Source organism: Pedobacter sp. SG908 (assembly GCF_011759615.1).
Taxonomy (GTDB): Bacteria; Bacteroidota; Bacteroidia; order Sphingobacteriales; family Sphingobacteriaceae; genus Pedobacter; species Pedobacter riviphilus.
In genome coordinates, this window is sequence record NZ_JAAOYY010000001.1 from 3,588,216 (window position 1) to 3,604,442 (window position 16,227).

Below are 16,227 nucleotides of genomic sequence, written 5' to 3' on the forward strand. Positions count from 1 at the left end.
TAGAGATGAAGACCGAAAAAATTCTAATTGTTGAAGATGAGTTTATCGTTGCGCACGATCTGCAGATGATTTTGCAGCGTGCCGGCTACCATGTTGTTGGCATTGCTGATTCTGTAAAAAATGCGCAGGCCTTATTGGAAAAACATCAGGTAGACCTTGTTCTTTTAGATATTTACCTAAAAGGCCGGTTAACCGGCATTGATCTGGCGCGGGACTTAATGAAAAGTCAAATCCCTTTTATTTATGTCTCCGCAAATTCGAATGAGAAAGTACTGGAGGCTGCAAAGTCTACCTGCCCGTACGGATTTATTGTTAAGCCTTACCGCGACCGGGATATTTTATTGAGCATTGATATTGCCAGGTACCGCAGGGAAAATAGCAATAACATGAAAATGAGCAGCGAGCGCTTTATGCAGGATTTTATTGTAGATATTTCAATGAAATCATTAACCTGGCAAAAGAAAATATTAGCCATTGCAAGTGCCTTTCAACCTTATATTCCCTTTGATTTTATTGCACTTTCGGGTATTGGGAAAGACGGAAAACGATATAGCGAAATTGGAATCACCAGAAAAAACTTTAATCAGTATGATTTATTTACAGCAAATGAGTTTTTAAAATACACAGGTTTAAGCATGGCAGAATACGATACCATTAATCAACTGGTACCGGAAACCACCGCTGATGCCATTTACATTGGTGATGATTTTGAAGGGGTTAAAAGGGCCGCTCCAATGAAAAACTTAATCGCCACTACCTATCATCTTTATTCCAATCTGGTTAAAACCTTCTACCTGGAAAATGGCGATCAAATCAGCTTTTCATTTTACAGTAGAACCGAAAATATTTACCAGCCCGCCCACATGGAGCTGCTTAATTTTTTATCAGGCACCTTAGAGAAAAAGCTAGCGCATATTATTGAACTTGAAAAAGCTGGAACGGAATCAGTTTTACATCAAAGCGACTATCCTTTAGCTAAAAAAGATTTTGAAAACATTATCGGTAAAAGCACGGCTTTGCTGAGTGTTTTAGATAAGATTAAGATTGTTGCACCAACCGACACTTCGGTATTGATTACCGGAGATAGCGGAACAGGGAAAGAAGAAATTGCCAAAAGCATTCACCGCCTATCGCATCGAAACACAAAACCGATGGTGGCCGTAAATTGCGCTGCCCTACCAGCTGATTTAATTGAATCTATTTTATTTGGTCACGAAAAAGGTTCATTTACAGGAGCTTTGAACGCGAGAATCGGCAAATTTGAGGAGGCTAATGGAGGCACGATCTTTCTTGATGAAATCGGAGAAATGCCTTTCGACCTTCAGGCAAAGCTTCTCCGGGCTTTACAGGAGAAAGAGATTGAGCGGATTGGTGGCAAGCAACCTATTAAAGTTGATTTAAGAATAATTGCGGCAACAAACCTCAATCTGGAGAAAGAGATCGCAAAAGGCAGGTTCAGGCTTGATCTTTTCTATCGTCTTAATGTTTTTCCAATACACGTTCCTCCGCTTTGTCGACGAAAAACCGACATCCCACTATTGGCTGAATATTTTGTTCAGAAACATGCAAAGGCATTAGGAAAAAACATTTCTGAAATTCCCGCTGATTTTATGGATCGGCTGATGTTGTATGATTGGCCAGGCAATATCAGAGAACTGGAACATGTGATGCTGAGGAGTATGCTGCTTTCATCGAATGGAAAACTTAATCCAGATCATTTGGAGCTTGGAATTAAAAACGAGGAGCCCCTTACCCAAAATGGAATAAAAACGATTATCGACAACGAAAGAGATCATATCATCAGGGTTTTAGCGCGCTGCAAAGGAAAGGTTGCTGGCAGCGGTGGCGCAGCCGAGCTCTTAGGCATTCCGGCAACAACATTAAATTCTAAAATTAAAAAGCTGAATATAAAACGTTAGTGACATTTAGTAAATCGACGATATATCATGAATTTAAAAGAAGAACCAAAACAACAATCCGCTGATATACAAAAACTTAAGAACTGGTATTTTTCTTGACTTGAAATGATTGTATTAACCTGCTTAAAGTCTTTGCCGGTTATTGTTTTTTACATTACGCCCGCCTGAAATAGAAAATGAAACAGAAAATCTTAATTGTAGAAGATGAATTTATTGTAGCCAACGATCTGAGGATCATGCTCGAAAAAGCAGGCTATAAAGTGTGTGGGATAGCTCCATCGGTGATAAAGGCGCTTGAGTTAATCTCAACTAAAGAACCCGACTGGATATTATTGGATATCTTTTTGCAGGGCGACAAAACAGGAATTGATTTAGCCGGGCAACTTACCGAAATGGGAATTCCATTTATTTATATTTCTGCAAATACCAACCAGGGAATTCTGGAGGCCGCCAAAGCGACCTTGCCACACGGTTTTTTGGTAAAGCCTTTTCGCGAGAAAGACCTGATGGTAATGCTGGATATTGCCCGTTACAGGCAGGAGCAAAATTTAAAGTACAATCAACATACAGAACCATCGTTTCACAAACAAATTGAATACATCGTAGAAAAGCAGGAACCGGTTTCGGAACGGTTGAAACAAATTAGTACTGTATTGCATCCGGTTGTACCTTTCGATTTCCTTTGGATCACCAAATCAAATCCCCGGACGACTACAAAAGACATTAATATTGTGCGTTCGCCTGATGGCAAATTTAACACGCTCAATAATGAAACTTTATTGAAAGAAATTAAAGTTTCCAATCGTGATTTTAAAACATGGAACAGTACTGCGCTTGTTCATAATGGAAAATCAATTTTTAATGGTTATGACTTTAGAAAACTAAGGATGGAAAGCCCCTGGGTACAAGCCCTTTCTGATCATTACCGGCTTGAATCGGCCCTGGTTACCGAAATTAACAGGAATGACGAGCTTTTCCAGTTTGTTTTCTTCAATCACCTTTCTGATTTATATACAAAAGTGCATACCGGAGTTATTAATCAGTTTAAGAAAAGCCTGGAGCTGGTTTTAGACCAGGTTATTTACGGAAAAGATATTACGGTAGAAATCCCTGCACCAACCTTACCTGCAGTTGAAGAACTGATTGTTAAAAGAGAGAACCCTGAAATTCCGAAAGATTTTCATGGTATTATCGGGAATAGCACCTTACTGCATGCGGCTTTCAAAAAATTAGAACTGGTGGCACCAGATGATACTTCGGTACTTATCTTAGGAGAAAGTGGTACCGGTAAAGAAAAAATCGCTCAGACTATTCATAAATTATCTCCCCGTAAAAACAAACCCTTAATTACCGTAAACTGTGCAGCATTACCTTTAACCTTAATTGAATCAGAGCTTTTCGGACATGAAAAAGGTGCATTTACGGGTGCGAACGAAAAACGGATCGGGAAATTTGAACAGGCAGATGGTGGTTCGATCTTTTTAGATGAGATAGGCGAACTCCCTTTTGAGGCACAGGTAAAATTATTAAGGGTGCTTCAGGAAAAAGAAATTGAGCGTTTAGGCGGAAATTATACTAAAAAGATAAATGTCAGGATTATAACCGCCACCAACCGTAACCTTGAAAAAGAAGTATCAGATGGCAGATTCCGCCTGGATTTATATTATCGGTTAAATGTTTTCCCTATTGAATTGCCCACATTGAGGCAACGTAAGGAAGATATTCCAGCGCTAGCGACCTATTTTATTTATAAATACGGCAAAAAAAGTTCATCTGCTGTTACCGGAATCTCTACTGAAGCCCTGCACAAATTACAGCTATACGACTGGCCTGGAAATATCAGAGAATTGGAACATTTGATGGAAAGAACGATATTGTTAACCGAAGGAGAAACGATCACCAAAGTTGATCTTCCTAATCCGACATCCACTACAGGTTTTTCCAGTGATGATCATTTCAAAATAAAAACGATGGAAGAAATGGAACGGGAACATATATTGAACATTTTGAAAATGTGCAAAGGCAAGATTTTTGGAGCGGGTGGAGCAGCAGAAATCCTGAATATTCCGTCAACTACGTTAAATTCGAAAATTAAAAAATTAGGAATAAAATTCGAATTTGTTAAATAGCATCATTTACATTAGCACAAATTAAAATAATCTATTTTTTTAAGGCACCCTTGCCATGTGGGATTTTAGTGTCTGATAAATCAATCTGCATTTCCTGTTTTCTAATTACCTCATCGCTAAATCCTTTTTCCTTACGGATTTTATGCAGCTCTTGCCGTTGTATGTGATAAATATCTTTTAAAATATGATTGTACACTTCCATCTCGGCATTTTCGATTGCTTCACACTCCATCGACTCCAACCTTCTGGATGCATGGTTTAAACTGTTTTCGAATTCATTTTTCAAACCTTTTACCAAAGCTATCCCCTCAGTCTCTTCAACATACTTTTCTTCTAAGCGGTTTAAAGAAACCTGTAAAAGGCGGAGTTTAATGCTGGCTTCTTGTTGCTCATCGGGCACCAATGGATCAATTTCTTCAATATGAATCATCTTGATAATGTAAGGCAACGTAAGCCCCTGAAAAACCAACGTAACCAAAATAACCACAAATGTGATAAATATGATCAGATTCCGGTGTGGGAAATTAATGTGGGCTGCAGTGGTGAGCGGTAATGAAAGTGCAGCAGCCAATGAAACTACGCCCCGCATTCCGGCCCAACCGATAATCAATGGCCCTTTCCACCCGGGATTAGCTTCCCGCGCCCTCACTTTCTTAAATAACCATCTAGGAACAAAGGCTACCGGATAAATCCAAGCAATACGCAGCACGATAACAAGCACACTAATAATCAGGCCATAACTACAGGCTTCCCAAAGCGAATAGCCTTCTAAACCAGCCATAATGATAGGTAATTCCAATCCGATCAAAATAAATGCCAAAGCATTAAGGATAATGGTCAGTGTTGCCCAAACATTGATGGCCTGAAGCCTACTTTGCCCATCTACAAAAATTTCGTGCGAACGATAAGATAAGAACAAACCGCCGCTAACCACGGCCATAACGCCCGAAAAATGGAGTTGCTCTGCTGCCAGATACATAAAATAAGGCGAAATTAAAGTGATGGCGGCATCGATACTTGGCGTGGTGGGTAAAAACCGGTGGATAACATACAACACGTGCGCAATGGCCAAACCGATCACAATTCCCATAACGGTACTTAAGAAAAAATCGCCAGCCGCATTTGAAAGTGAAAACTGACCCGTAATCACCGCAGCCAATGCAAACCGGAGTACGATTAAACTGGATGCATCGTTAACCAAGCTTTCGCCTTCTAATATCGTTGTAATGCGTTTCGGAATTTTTATATTTTTAAGTACAGATGTAGCGGCTATAGCATCAGGAGGCGATACAATTCCACCCAACAGAAAGCCCATGGCCAGTGTAAAACCAGGGATCATGGAGGAACTTAAAAATGCAACAGCCAGTGAAGTAATGATTACCAAACCAAAAGCCAGCAAACTAATTGGTCTTCGCCAGCGCCAGAAATCGTTCCAGGAAGTATACCAGGCAGCCTCATACAGTAAAGGCGGTAGAAAAATCAGGAAGATCACTTCAGGATCAATCGACATGGCAGGAATACCTGGAATATAACTGATCCCCAAACCTGCCAGCACTAAAAATATGGGATAGGAAATTTTTACCTTTTGCGCCAACATGATCAACAGGAAAGCTACCGAAAGTAAAATAAGAAACTGAAGAAGGGTATAATGCATGGCTTTTTCTCTCACAAAGAATAAACCACAAATATAATCAACAAATAACCAGTTATTTAAGCTTTAAAGGGCTGTTGTTTCAACAAAACAACTAACGATATGACGTGATTTTACCTAAAATACCATCGAAACCGGCTAAGTAAGCCATTAAGTTGATCAAAGTGCAATACATTGAAACCACTGCTTGAAATTGCTGTTATAATCAATACGATTGTCTTACCTCTAGAGCACAATTAAAAATAATCAACCAAAACCAGCTCTACCGGACACTAACGTAAATTAACGAAATAACGCAAATAATTTATTGAACAAAGAATAACAATCATCTAAAAACCAACTACTTAACAAAACGGATCACAAATTGTAATATTGGCAGCACAAGATATAACATACAGTTTAGTGATCACCTCAACATCAATTATTGGTTTTAGGTAATTCACAAAAACTGTTTAAACAACTAAAATTAATCTAATAAAAAAAGCTATGAGTACGATTAAAGTAAAAGACGGAACTGAAATTTATTACAAAGATTGGGGAACAGGACAGCCAATCGTTTTCCATCATGGATGGCCATTATCTGGAGATGACTGGGATACACAAATGATGTTTTTCCTGAAACAGGGATATCGGGTGATAGCGCATGACCGCCGCGGGCATGGCCGATCAGGTCAAAGCGCCAATGGTAATGATATGGATACTTATGTGGCCGACATTGCAGAACTCACAGCAGCACTCGACTTGAAAGATGCCATTCACATTGGCCACTCAACCGGAGGTGGTGAAGTGATCCGTTACGTTGCAAAACATGGAAAAGGTCGCGTTGCAAAAGCAGTATTGATCAGTGCAGTAACGCCGATTATGATCCAAAACGAAAGCAATCCGGAGGGTGTACCATTGGCGATATTTGATGAAATCCGTCAGGGTACCGGTTTTACCAGGGCTCAATATTTTTACGATTTCCCGGTAGCATTTTACGGTTGGAATCGTGATGGCAAAACAGTTCAGGAAGGAATAAAACACAATTGGTGGCGCCAGGGCATGATGGGTTCTGTATTGGCACATTATGAGGGAATCAAAGCATTTTCGGAATCAGATTTTACCGAAGACTTAAAAAGTGTGGAGATTCCGGTATTGGTATTGCATGGAGAAGACGACCAGATTGTTCCTTTCAACCAGGCACCAAGAGCGGCAAAACTGTTGCCAAACGGAAAATTGATCTCTTACCCGGGTTTCCCTCATGGTATGCCAACTACTGAGGCAGAAACGATTAATAAGGATATTTTAGCGTTTATTAAATCGTAAAAACTAATTAACCACTGATGCGCACAGATAAACACGGCTGTTTGTTGGTGCGCATTTTTTTGTTTGTAAAACAGAGAAGTTGTGATCCAGGAGTTGGAAGAACAGTCATTGTGCTTGAATATCTGCAATTGTATTTAAAAAGGTCCTTCGACAAGCTCAGGATGACAAATGACTAAAACGGGCCGTCATTCTCGCGCAGGGGGGAATCTTAATGCAACCTATTAACCCTATCAAGGCATTACGATTATTCATAAGTTTTCCTTTTTTCAGAGGTATTCATGAGCACTCCGTGGTTCCCAATCAACCCGATAGCTATCGGGTTGGGAATGACGATCCTTCACTACCTGCTATCCGAACTGGATTGCTGTATAAATAAAACATAGGCCTGGTATCCACCACAGCCTATGTTTTCACCAAATTAAATCAGCACCTAAAAAGAATCAAATCTCATTAAGGCTGAATTTATGACCGGTCCTCACCGGATACCTCATCCATTGATGTTTGCTCAGGTTCCTGATTTAACAAAGCATCAAAGGGAATATTTTAAATGATAGCATACACCTTATCTGCTGCTGCCTTTAGTTTCATAATTTAGTTTCGGAAAATCCTTTTGGGCCTGTTTAAACTGAAGATCATATTCGATCGGCCAACCAAAAGCTTTTTCTGCAACATCCTGTAGGTTTACTCCAGATGCACCACTCCAGAAATGAATAAATTCTCCAAAATTCAGATCTCTTTTGTACCGCCCGCTTTTGTTTTTTGGGAAGTTTAATGCCAGGAGTTCAAAATACCTATTGAGTACCTTTCCTTCGCCATACTTACTATAAATAGGAAAAAACCAGTTTTTGAACCACTGCGTTCCCGATCTCGGAAAGTCGTCGTACTGGGTTTGCATTTGGGTAAATACCTGATGAGCCTCGTTGGCCATTCCTATGTTTTTGAGCACATCATAATTGAAAATCTCCATAAACTTACTATCTCCCCACAGTACATCAGAGGGCGAGCCTTTTGTACTATAACTAGCACTGGTTACAATATGCCCCATCTCATGTATCGGCATCCCAATCTGTTCGCCGGTAGGATTGTTCCATTGTGCTAAACCGCAGTCTATTACGTTCCTGTAATCATGGCTTGCATCAAAAAAAGGTGATGGATGCCCTCCTCCATAATCTTTACCCATCGCGCAGTGCAGGATAACATACAGTTTCGGGTCCAGTCCGAAATCGCCATAGTTACGTTTAACATAGGCCCAGCAATCTGCCATTACGGCGATAGGCCATTTAATATTGAGCGGCATATTTTTATCATAAAAAACAGCCACATGTGCATTGCTTTTTATCAGTTTCAGTTCTTCCTGATGTTCAAACCAGTGCTCTTTCCATAAAGAATCAGGAGTACTCGTTGTTTTGTCAGACTGATCCTTAGCCTTAGCTTTGGATTTTGAAACTAGTCCCAATAAAAAAATCGGGACTAGTACATAAATGATTGCTTTAGTATTATTCATAATTGTATTATTCTCCATTATGGAGAAGAGTTCCTTATTTATTCCAGAACGATATTTCACTAATATTGCTGTAATAGGCATCGCCACTGGCCACCTCAATTACCCGAATCCGGATGTATCGCATTGCGGGCAGGCCATCAGGCAGGGCAACTTTAAATGGAGCCGATCCATCATCTGAACGTTCTACCGTTTTAAGCAGCGTCCATCCTCTTCCTTTTGATTCTGCTGTCCACCCTGGTGAATTTCCTGGCGACTGGGTTTCTGCGCCTGTAAGGTCTGCAATTCCCCAGATTTCAAATTTAGTAGGGTTATTACAACAGTCGCGCCCGATAATTTCAAACTGCGCCAGGTTTGCTATTGCTTTTCCCATATCAAAGGTAAAATGATGCGGAAGGGAGGTCTTGTTGTCACTATGAAAAATATCCGGATATCCGGTGGGTGCCTTATTGCCGTTCCAGAGTTTAGACAAAGAGGTTTCGCTCGAATAAGTACCCACGTCATTCGCCAGCTTTAGCGGACGGAACAGCGATTTATCCACCGGCACCATAATATTGCTCAAAGAATCGAAATCTGCTGTATAAAAGGTATCAATCGCCGATTTTACCGGTACATAGGCCGACCTGAAATAAATCTTTGTCCCGGTTTTGTAGTTGGCAAGCCTGATCGAATTTTCATCAGGACTTAACGCGCTTTTGTGAATGGTACCATCATTATAGGTATAGCGTATTTCGGTTGTAATATTGATGGTATCTGGCTTTTCAAAATTGAGTGTAATGCCATTATCATCCAGCTGATAAGGATCTGTTGAAACCAGAAACCTGTTGGTTAGACTCGATTTGTAACTATCGCCATAAACCTTTACGTTGCTGATTTGCACCGGCACCGATTTATAGCCAATTTTATCATAAGAATAAATGGTAAAGGAATAATTATACTCTACGAGTTTGGGAATAATTACCGATACATCAGTGATAGCGCGGTCGGGAGCTTTCATTTCCAATGAATCTGCCGAATTGTTCCAGAATATCCGGTAATGGGTTACACTCGGATCAGGACTTGCCTTCCAATTGAGCTTTACCCTATAGTTTCCGGGTGCAGCACCAACCTTGCCGGCAAAGCCTGGATATATCCGTTCTTTTCCGTCAAGATACTTTCTGTAATCAAGTGCATCCTTGCTACAGCCACAAAGAACTATAATGGCCATAAAAACCATCAAAATGCTGTTTATATGTTTAGTTGTCATCTGTTTTAATTTTTAATTGGTATTTCCCCAAAAAGATAATTCCATCACGTGGGCAAAATCTGCATTTCCCCAGGTCGAATTAACGGCCAGTCTGATAAATCTCACTTTAGGAATATCAAGTGCAATGTTAAATTCAAAGCCTGCTTTTACAGCGGCGAGATCCACAGGTGTGGTTTGCCCTGGTGCATTACCAGAGGGAGGCGGCGGACAGGTAAAATTCCCAAGGTTGATCCAATCGCCTACAACAGTTCCTTTTGCCGAACTTACCGGTAATTCGATATCTGCCGGTGCAGTTTTGGCTGATCCCCAGAGTGTCCAGGCCTTAGGATTACCATGATTATAAGAATAATCGTTACCATAGGCTTCTCCCCTTTCCCACAATTTATAACGACTGAGCTTGGTAAGTACCCCCATGTCAAATGTGCAGAGCTGTAGCGGTTTGCTATAACCGGCTTCTGTATGCCACCCCGGATCGGAAGTATTGTTATCCCATAACCTCGAAGTATTCCATCCAAGGCCTGTTGCACCCAGAGGAGAATCTGATGGTAGCCGATATTCGCTGAACTGCGCTTTTGGCACCATAATCTCAAATATGGGACTGATTGATTTAAATAAGGTATCGGATATATTTCCCCATCTATCGGTTACATATACGCCAAAATCTCTTTTTAGAGTATCAAATCCCCTTACACTAAAATTGATGTTTTCGGCTTCGGTGTAGAACTGTTCTATCGGAAGCATTTTCCCTGTTGTTTTATCATTGGAAATCACAATCACCCCAATTGGTTTCTTAGCTGGGTTACTGGCGATTACATTTACCCCACCAAAATCAGCCTGAAGCTGAACTGTTGGATAAACGGACAGATAAGATGGTGTTGCGGGGTGTACACGTACCTGGACAGGATCACTTTTCACATTCGCACGCGATACGGCATAAAGCGTAACATCGTAATCGCCGCTTTTTTCGAAGCCTTCTACCTTGATCGTGTCGCTATAGTAAGAAGATTTACTCTGCCTTACAGTACGCGAATTGATCCGGTATTCTGCCTGTACATACAGCAGGTTTTCGGAATTGGGCAGCACATAAGAAATTACTGCAGCTCCGGCTAGGTTTTCTACTTTTACTCCGGTGAGTGCTCCGGGTTTTGTCATATCTTTCGATACCACCTCATTAAAACCTTCGCTTTCTTTACAGGAGTAAAACGAGCAGGCCACAAATAACATGGCAATAAACTGCAATGCAAAAAGCCTGTTATATATTTTTGATCTAATTTTCATTATCTTCTATTTAATTTACCAATAAGGATTTTGAACCAGGTTTGGGTTAACGATCAGATCGTTGTATTTAAGTGGCCACAAATAGTCTTTCAGGCCAAATACAGGAATTACCAGATTACGCTGACGGTAATAACCTTCAGGTGTGGTATCCTGAATATTCCAGCCCTGAAGTGGTTTGCTGAGCACATCCTGCATCACTTTCCAGCGCCTTAAATCCCACCCTATTCTGCCTTCAAAACAAAGCTCAATTCGTCGTTCCTGTTGGATGATCGACCGCAGGCCATCTTTACTCGAAGCCTTGCCAGGATTGGTTGAATAACTCGCCCACGACTCTTTAACACCTTTTAAACCTGCACGTGTGCGTACTTTATCGATATAAGTATAAACATCTGCCGTTGGGCCATTTACCTCGTTAAGCGTTTCTGCGTACAGCAGATAAAGTCCAGCCAGCCTGATTAGCGGCATCCTGAAACTTGCCTGGGTAACCTCAGTACCAAAAACCGACTGGTAATTAACCAGTTTGCTTGGCCAGTAGCCTGATACATTTACCCTGATATTGTCTTTTGGGCCAGCCAATGAAATTCCACCACGGGCCTGCACATACAACATGTTCTCAGGATCTGTTTGCCCGTTGCCAAAAAAACAGCTCCCATCAAAAGATAAATCGGCATAAAAGCGAGGCTCCCGATCCATGTGCATTTTTACGGTCTGGTAACCGCTTTTTAAATAGTATTTACTTTCGGTACCTGCTGTCGCGACTGTATAACGGCCTCTGTAATCGTAGCCGGTATCTTCAGCCATTGGCACACCATTTTTAGAGTAAAACAGTTCAGCCATTCCGATGGGCACAGCAAAATTTCCCGGTGCGCCGCCCATATTCTGCACCATGGCATTGGTGAGCCTGGGTATAGCCATTGATTGCAAGCCGAATTCAGGATTGAGTGCCCAGATTACCTCAGGATTTTTTTCCCAGTTCTCGGTAATGCTCTGCCTAATGTCCATCACTGTTTTCAATGGCGCAGGTATAGTTGGAAGATTGCCCGGAGAGCTAAAATGATAAAGCGAAAGGTTGCTTTCTTCGCACGATTTTACCGCAGCCTGGCAGGCCAGCATCGCTTTGTTCCACTTTTCTGCGCTAAATGAAGTAGGAAACAGATTTACACCATTTTTATCTTTAAACCCAGTATAATCAGGATTCCCATTAAAAAATGGACTTGCCTGTGTGGTGAGTACCTCTGCTTTTACCGATAGGGCAATGTTCTGTGTAATTCGGCCTAAACTCCTTGCCGGATCCTGTATGGTTCGTGGAAGATCGGGCGTGGCCTCATCCAATAATGATACGATATAAGCAAATGCCTCGTCAACGGGCGCACGTTTTATCCTTACCTCATCTGTACCGGCATCTATCGGCAGGTTCTGTTTAATCAAAGGAATGGGACCATACATCCTTAACAGATAAAAGTGATAATATGCCTTTAAAAACTTTATCTCTGCAATCCATCGGTTACGTTCAAATTGTGGTAGATCTTTCGGACGATCGATATTCTCCAGAAAGATATTACATCTCCTGATTGCCTTAAAAATTGGCTGTCCAAGCTGTTCCCCGTCCCAATAATTTAGCGACGGGTTATCAGTCGATTGTACGCCCCTAATCAAGTGGAAACCCTGCTCTGCACCTCTGCTGCCCAATGTTGCCTCTGTTAAAGTATTGGGGAAATAAATCTCTCCAGAAGTGGTAAAAGCAGCATCGCTATTGGATGGCCCCATGTTCTGCAGGGTAGAGTAACAGGTAAAAAGGTAATTTTCGGCCTCATTTCTGTTTCTGAAAGCATAATCGATTGTGGCCACATTATCTGGTGTTACATCCAGGTATTTCTTGCAGGAAAGGGTCATCCCCGAAATCACTGCAATGAGTATGAGAAGTTTTATATTGAATTTCATTACAAGCGTGCTTATAGGTTTACGTTGATTCCGATGTTATATACCTTCTGGATCGGATAGCTGAAGCCATTTGAGGCCAGTTCCGGATCCCAGTCTTTGAACCTGCTCCAGGTGAACGGGTTTAAAGCATTGAAATAAATCCTGCAATTAGACAGAAATGCTTTTTTTGACAACCTATCAGGGAAAGTATAACCGATTTCTATCGACTTGAGCCTGATAAAAGCACCATCACGCATCCACCAAGAACTGGTTTGGAGATTATTACTAATCTCGGAAGAGGTGGTTCCCAAACGTGGATACTTGGCATATAGATCCTGATTTTCTTCTGTCCAGTGGCTATCGGCAAAGGGCTGAAGTACCTGCCTGTTGGATAGGAATGGACTAACCTGTGACGGATCAATAAAGAAACTCGTGCGGCCTACACCTTGAAAGAAAAGCGAAAGGTCGATCTTCTTAAATCCCATTGAAAGCCCTGCACCATAAACAATTTCAGGTGTCGAAGGAAGGCCGATAAATACCTGATCGGCTTCGGTAATTTTTCCATCATTGTTTACATCGGTATATTTGATATCTCCTCCCTTAGGCGCCGATGCCCCAGCACCAAAAAGCTGCGTAGGAGAAGCTGCGGCTTCCTGATCGTCGACAAAAAGACGCTCAGCAATGTAACCCCATCTTACGCCAATTTTCTGCCCGGAAAGTATCCTCCATGGCTCTTTATAGGCTGGCTGCTCATATTGTCCGTATTTATTCTGCGAAAAGGTAAAGTTCATCCTTCCCGACATCCAAAATCCACCCCTAAAAGTCTTACTATAATCGGCAGAAAAATCTATCCCTCTCGAATCAGCAGTACCCAGGTTGGCGCTCACGCCGGATTCAAGCCCCATAGTAGAAGGAATTGAAGCCCGCTCCATCAAAATATTATAACGATGCTGTTTGTATACTTCGGCAATAATATTCAGACTTTTAAACAAACTGATCTCGAGCCCTATATTGGTCTGTCTGGAAGTTTCCCAGGTAACAGCATCATTTGCATAATTGGTAATGCTTACCCCTGGCCTGGTAACGCTGTTCGCTTGTCCAAAATAAGCAGGGTTGCCACCATTCAGGTTCACGTTCGAAAGATAGAAGAAACGCTGTGCACCAATGGCATCGTTACCTACGAGACCATAGCTTGCGCGCAGTTTAAGCTTATTCACAGCCTCTTTTAAGCCGCCGTTCCAAAATGATTCATTGGAAATTACCCACGATCCACCGATAGTTGGAAAGAAACCAAACCTGTTCTTTTCAGCAAAACGCTCTGATCCGTTATAGCCAAAGTTAAATTCGGCAAAATAGCGGTTATCGTAACCATAACCCAACCTTCCCGATAGGCCAACATTACGGTAGGGAAGCGAATACTGAAGGCTGGATAAATTGGTGGCTGGATCTACTGCATTAGCGTATAAACGCTGTTGCCTGGTAGCGATCAATGTACCGCTGATATTGTGTTTACTGCCGAGCTGCCTCGAGTAATCCAAAACAGCCTGCATATACACAAATGTATTAATGTCTTTAAACCCTGGTTCAAAACTCAGGTACTCTGAAGCCTGGCCTGGCTGGTTATTGATCCAATTGAGGCTATATTGATTGCTGATCCTGTCATAGGATGCCACATTGTAAAAAAACGGAGAATATTGCCTGGTGAGGTCGAAATAAGAATATCTATTGGTGTTAAACATTCCTTTAAAAGACAGGCCTTTGGTCAGGAAGTTAAGATCCTGGTTCAGCTCAAGCTGGGCCGACATTCTTGATCTCGAAAAAGATTTATATCCCTTCAGCATATCTGCATAAGGATTGGAAAAACCAACTGTATTTCCTGTGCCTTCAGTTGAGCTATTGCCAAAAAGAATATGCGTATCAATGCCTAATGATGGATCTGCAGGATAAAATGCTGGAAATAACACAGGGCTGGTATGAAGTGCCTTCTTATAAAGGTCGGCAGAGAAAGAGCCATCATCCGTAATCGGCCCGTTGTATTCATCAAAAGTTCCCGACAGCCTGAGTACTACTTCTGTAGTAGGCGTAACATTGATGTTGACATTGGAACGAAGCTGGTAGTTTTCGAGTTTAACGTTATTGTTGAAGTTATTCACAGGGCTTACCTTCAATATCCCATTATCGCGGTTATAAGAGGTACCGATGTAGTATCTTGCAATCTTTCCGCCTCCGCTTACGCTTCCGTTTAAGCGTTGGTTATTGGTGCTGGTTTTAAACAATTCATCAATCCAATTTACTGCAGGATATACATACTTGTTGCTCCCCGGTGCACCACTTAAAGTTTGCTCTCGGTTATAAATATCGTTCTGACTAAACCTTGGCACTCCTAAAGGATTTCTTGTGGTGATGGCTTCATTGTACATCTTCATAAAAGTAATGGGGTCGGCAATTTCCAGGTTTTGTGTAGCCTGAGAAATGGAATTTTCAAAACGGATGTTTACTTTCGCATTGCCTTCAACACCTTCCTTTGTGGTAACCAAGATTACCCCGTTAGCCCCTCTGGCACCATACAAGGCCGTGGCGCTGGCATCTTTTAAGATGGAAAAACTTGCAATGTCATCTACTTGTAGCCGTGCCAGATCTGTTGGGGTAAGCTCCACGTTATCTACCAGGATCAATGGATCTTGCTTGTAACCGAAGGTAGTTACCCCACGGATAAAAAAGGTAGAATTATCCAATCCGGGCTGGCCACTCCGCTGGTAGGCCACTACCCCGGCAATCTGCCCGGCCAGGGCGTTGGTCAAATTGCTGGATGGGATCTTTAGCTTGGCAGGTGTAATACTGGTAACAGACCCCACCATGGCTTCTCTCCGCTCCTTCTTTCCAAAGGCGGTAACCACTACATCCGTAAGATTGTTGTCATCCGAATGCAGTACCAGATCTACCTTTAGCCTTAATGGATCGGCAATAAAAGTAATCTGTTTGAATCCCACAGATGATACGACAACCATAGATTTGGCTGTGGCATTCAGCGAAAACTTACCATCGCCATCGGTAATGGTTCCCATAGCACTCTGGCCTTTAACCTGAAGGCTTACGCCCGGAATGCCCAGACCAAGCGAATCTTTAACCGTCCCGGTAATTTTAATTGTTGCGCCCTGTTGCGCATAAGTAGAACTGCCCAAAAGCAATAAACAGGCACTAAATACTGCGAACAGTACCCAGAGGTTTCCCAGATAAGGCAGATGCCTTACCTTAGCAGTAAAATTTTGGTTCATAGA

At 41.8% G+C, this 16,227-nt stretch carries 9 protein-coding genes; 3 read left to right on the plus strand and 6 right to left on the minus strand.

All coding sequences use genetic code 11. The features are described from left to right. Positions 1–5 precede the first annotated feature (5 nt). Together FHT21_RS14590 and FHT21_RS14595 are read left to right on the plus strand one after the other, a co-directional pair. Positions 6–1,919: a sigma 54-interacting transcriptional regulator gene (locus FHT21_RS14590; protein WP_167295362.1), complete on the plus strand. Its 1,914-nt coding sequence runs from the start codon at positions 6–8 to the stop codon at positions 1,917–1,919. Between the two features lie 176 nt (positions 1,920–2,095). Next, entirely contained in the window at positions 2,096–4,048 is a 1,953-nt protein-coding gene (locus FHT21_RS14595) for a sigma 54-interacting response regulator (protein WP_167295363.1), read from the plus strand. Between the two features lie 31 nt (positions 4,049–4,079). On the opposite strand, the gene FHT21_RS14600 is transcribed toward FHT21_RS14595, so the two are convergent. Further along, positions 4,080–5,702 carry a Na+/H+ antiporter gene (locus FHT21_RS14600; protein WP_167295364.1) on the minus strand — a complete coding sequence of 541 codons (1,623 nt, stop codon included), beginning with the start codon at positions 5,700–5,702 and terminating at the stop codon, positions 4,080–4,082. Between the two features lie 483 nt (positions 5,703–6,185). On the opposite strand from FHT21_RS14600, the gene FHT21_RS14605 reads away from it, so the two are divergent. Next, complete coding sequence (locus FHT21_RS14605; RefSeq protein WP_131032265.1) at positions 6,186–7,004, plus strand: alpha/beta hydrolase; 819 nt, start codon at positions 6,186–6,188, stop codon at positions 7,002–7,004. Between the two features lie 562 nt (positions 7,005–7,566). Here FHT21_RS14605 and FHT21_RS14610 read toward each other — a convergent pair. Genes FHT21_RS14610 through FHT21_RS14630 form a run of 5 tightly spaced genes read right to left on the minus strand, consistent with a single transcriptional unit; the run spans position 7,567 to position 16,224 of the window. Further along, positions 7,567–8,508: a hypothetical protein gene (locus FHT21_RS14610; RefSeq protein ID WP_167295365.1), complete on the minus strand. Its 942-nt coding sequence runs from the start codon at positions 8,506–8,508 to the stop codon at positions 7,567–7,569. Between the two features lie 34 nt (positions 8,509–8,542). Next, the gene (locus tag FHT21_RS14615; RefSeq protein ID WP_167295366.1) at positions 8,543–9,751 is read right to left on the minus strand and encodes a DUF4998 domain-containing protein; all 1,209 of its coding nucleotides are present in this window, start codon (positions 9,749–9,751) and stop codon (positions 8,543–8,545) included. A 12-nt stretch (positions 9,752–9,763) separates the two neighbouring features. Beyond that, a complete protein-coding gene (locus FHT21_RS14620; RefSeq protein ID WP_167295367.1) occupies positions 9,764–11,029 on the minus strand; it encodes a DUF5000 domain-containing lipoprotein in 1,266 nt (421 codons plus the stop codon). Between the two features lie 15 nt (positions 11,030–11,044). Then, positions 11,045–12,970 (minus strand): RagB/SusD family nutrient uptake outer membrane protein, encoded by a 1,926-nt coding sequence (locus FHT21_RS14625; RefSeq protein WP_167295368.1) that lies wholly within the window; start codon positions 12,968–12,970, stop codon positions 11,045–11,047. An 11-nt stretch (positions 12,971–12,981) separates the two neighbouring features. After that, positions 12,982–16,224, minus strand: coding sequence for a TonB-dependent receptor (locus FHT21_RS14630; protein WP_167295369.1), 3,243 nt, complete (start codon positions 16,222–16,224; stop codon positions 12,982–12,984). Positions 16,225–16,227 lie beyond the last annotated feature (3 nt).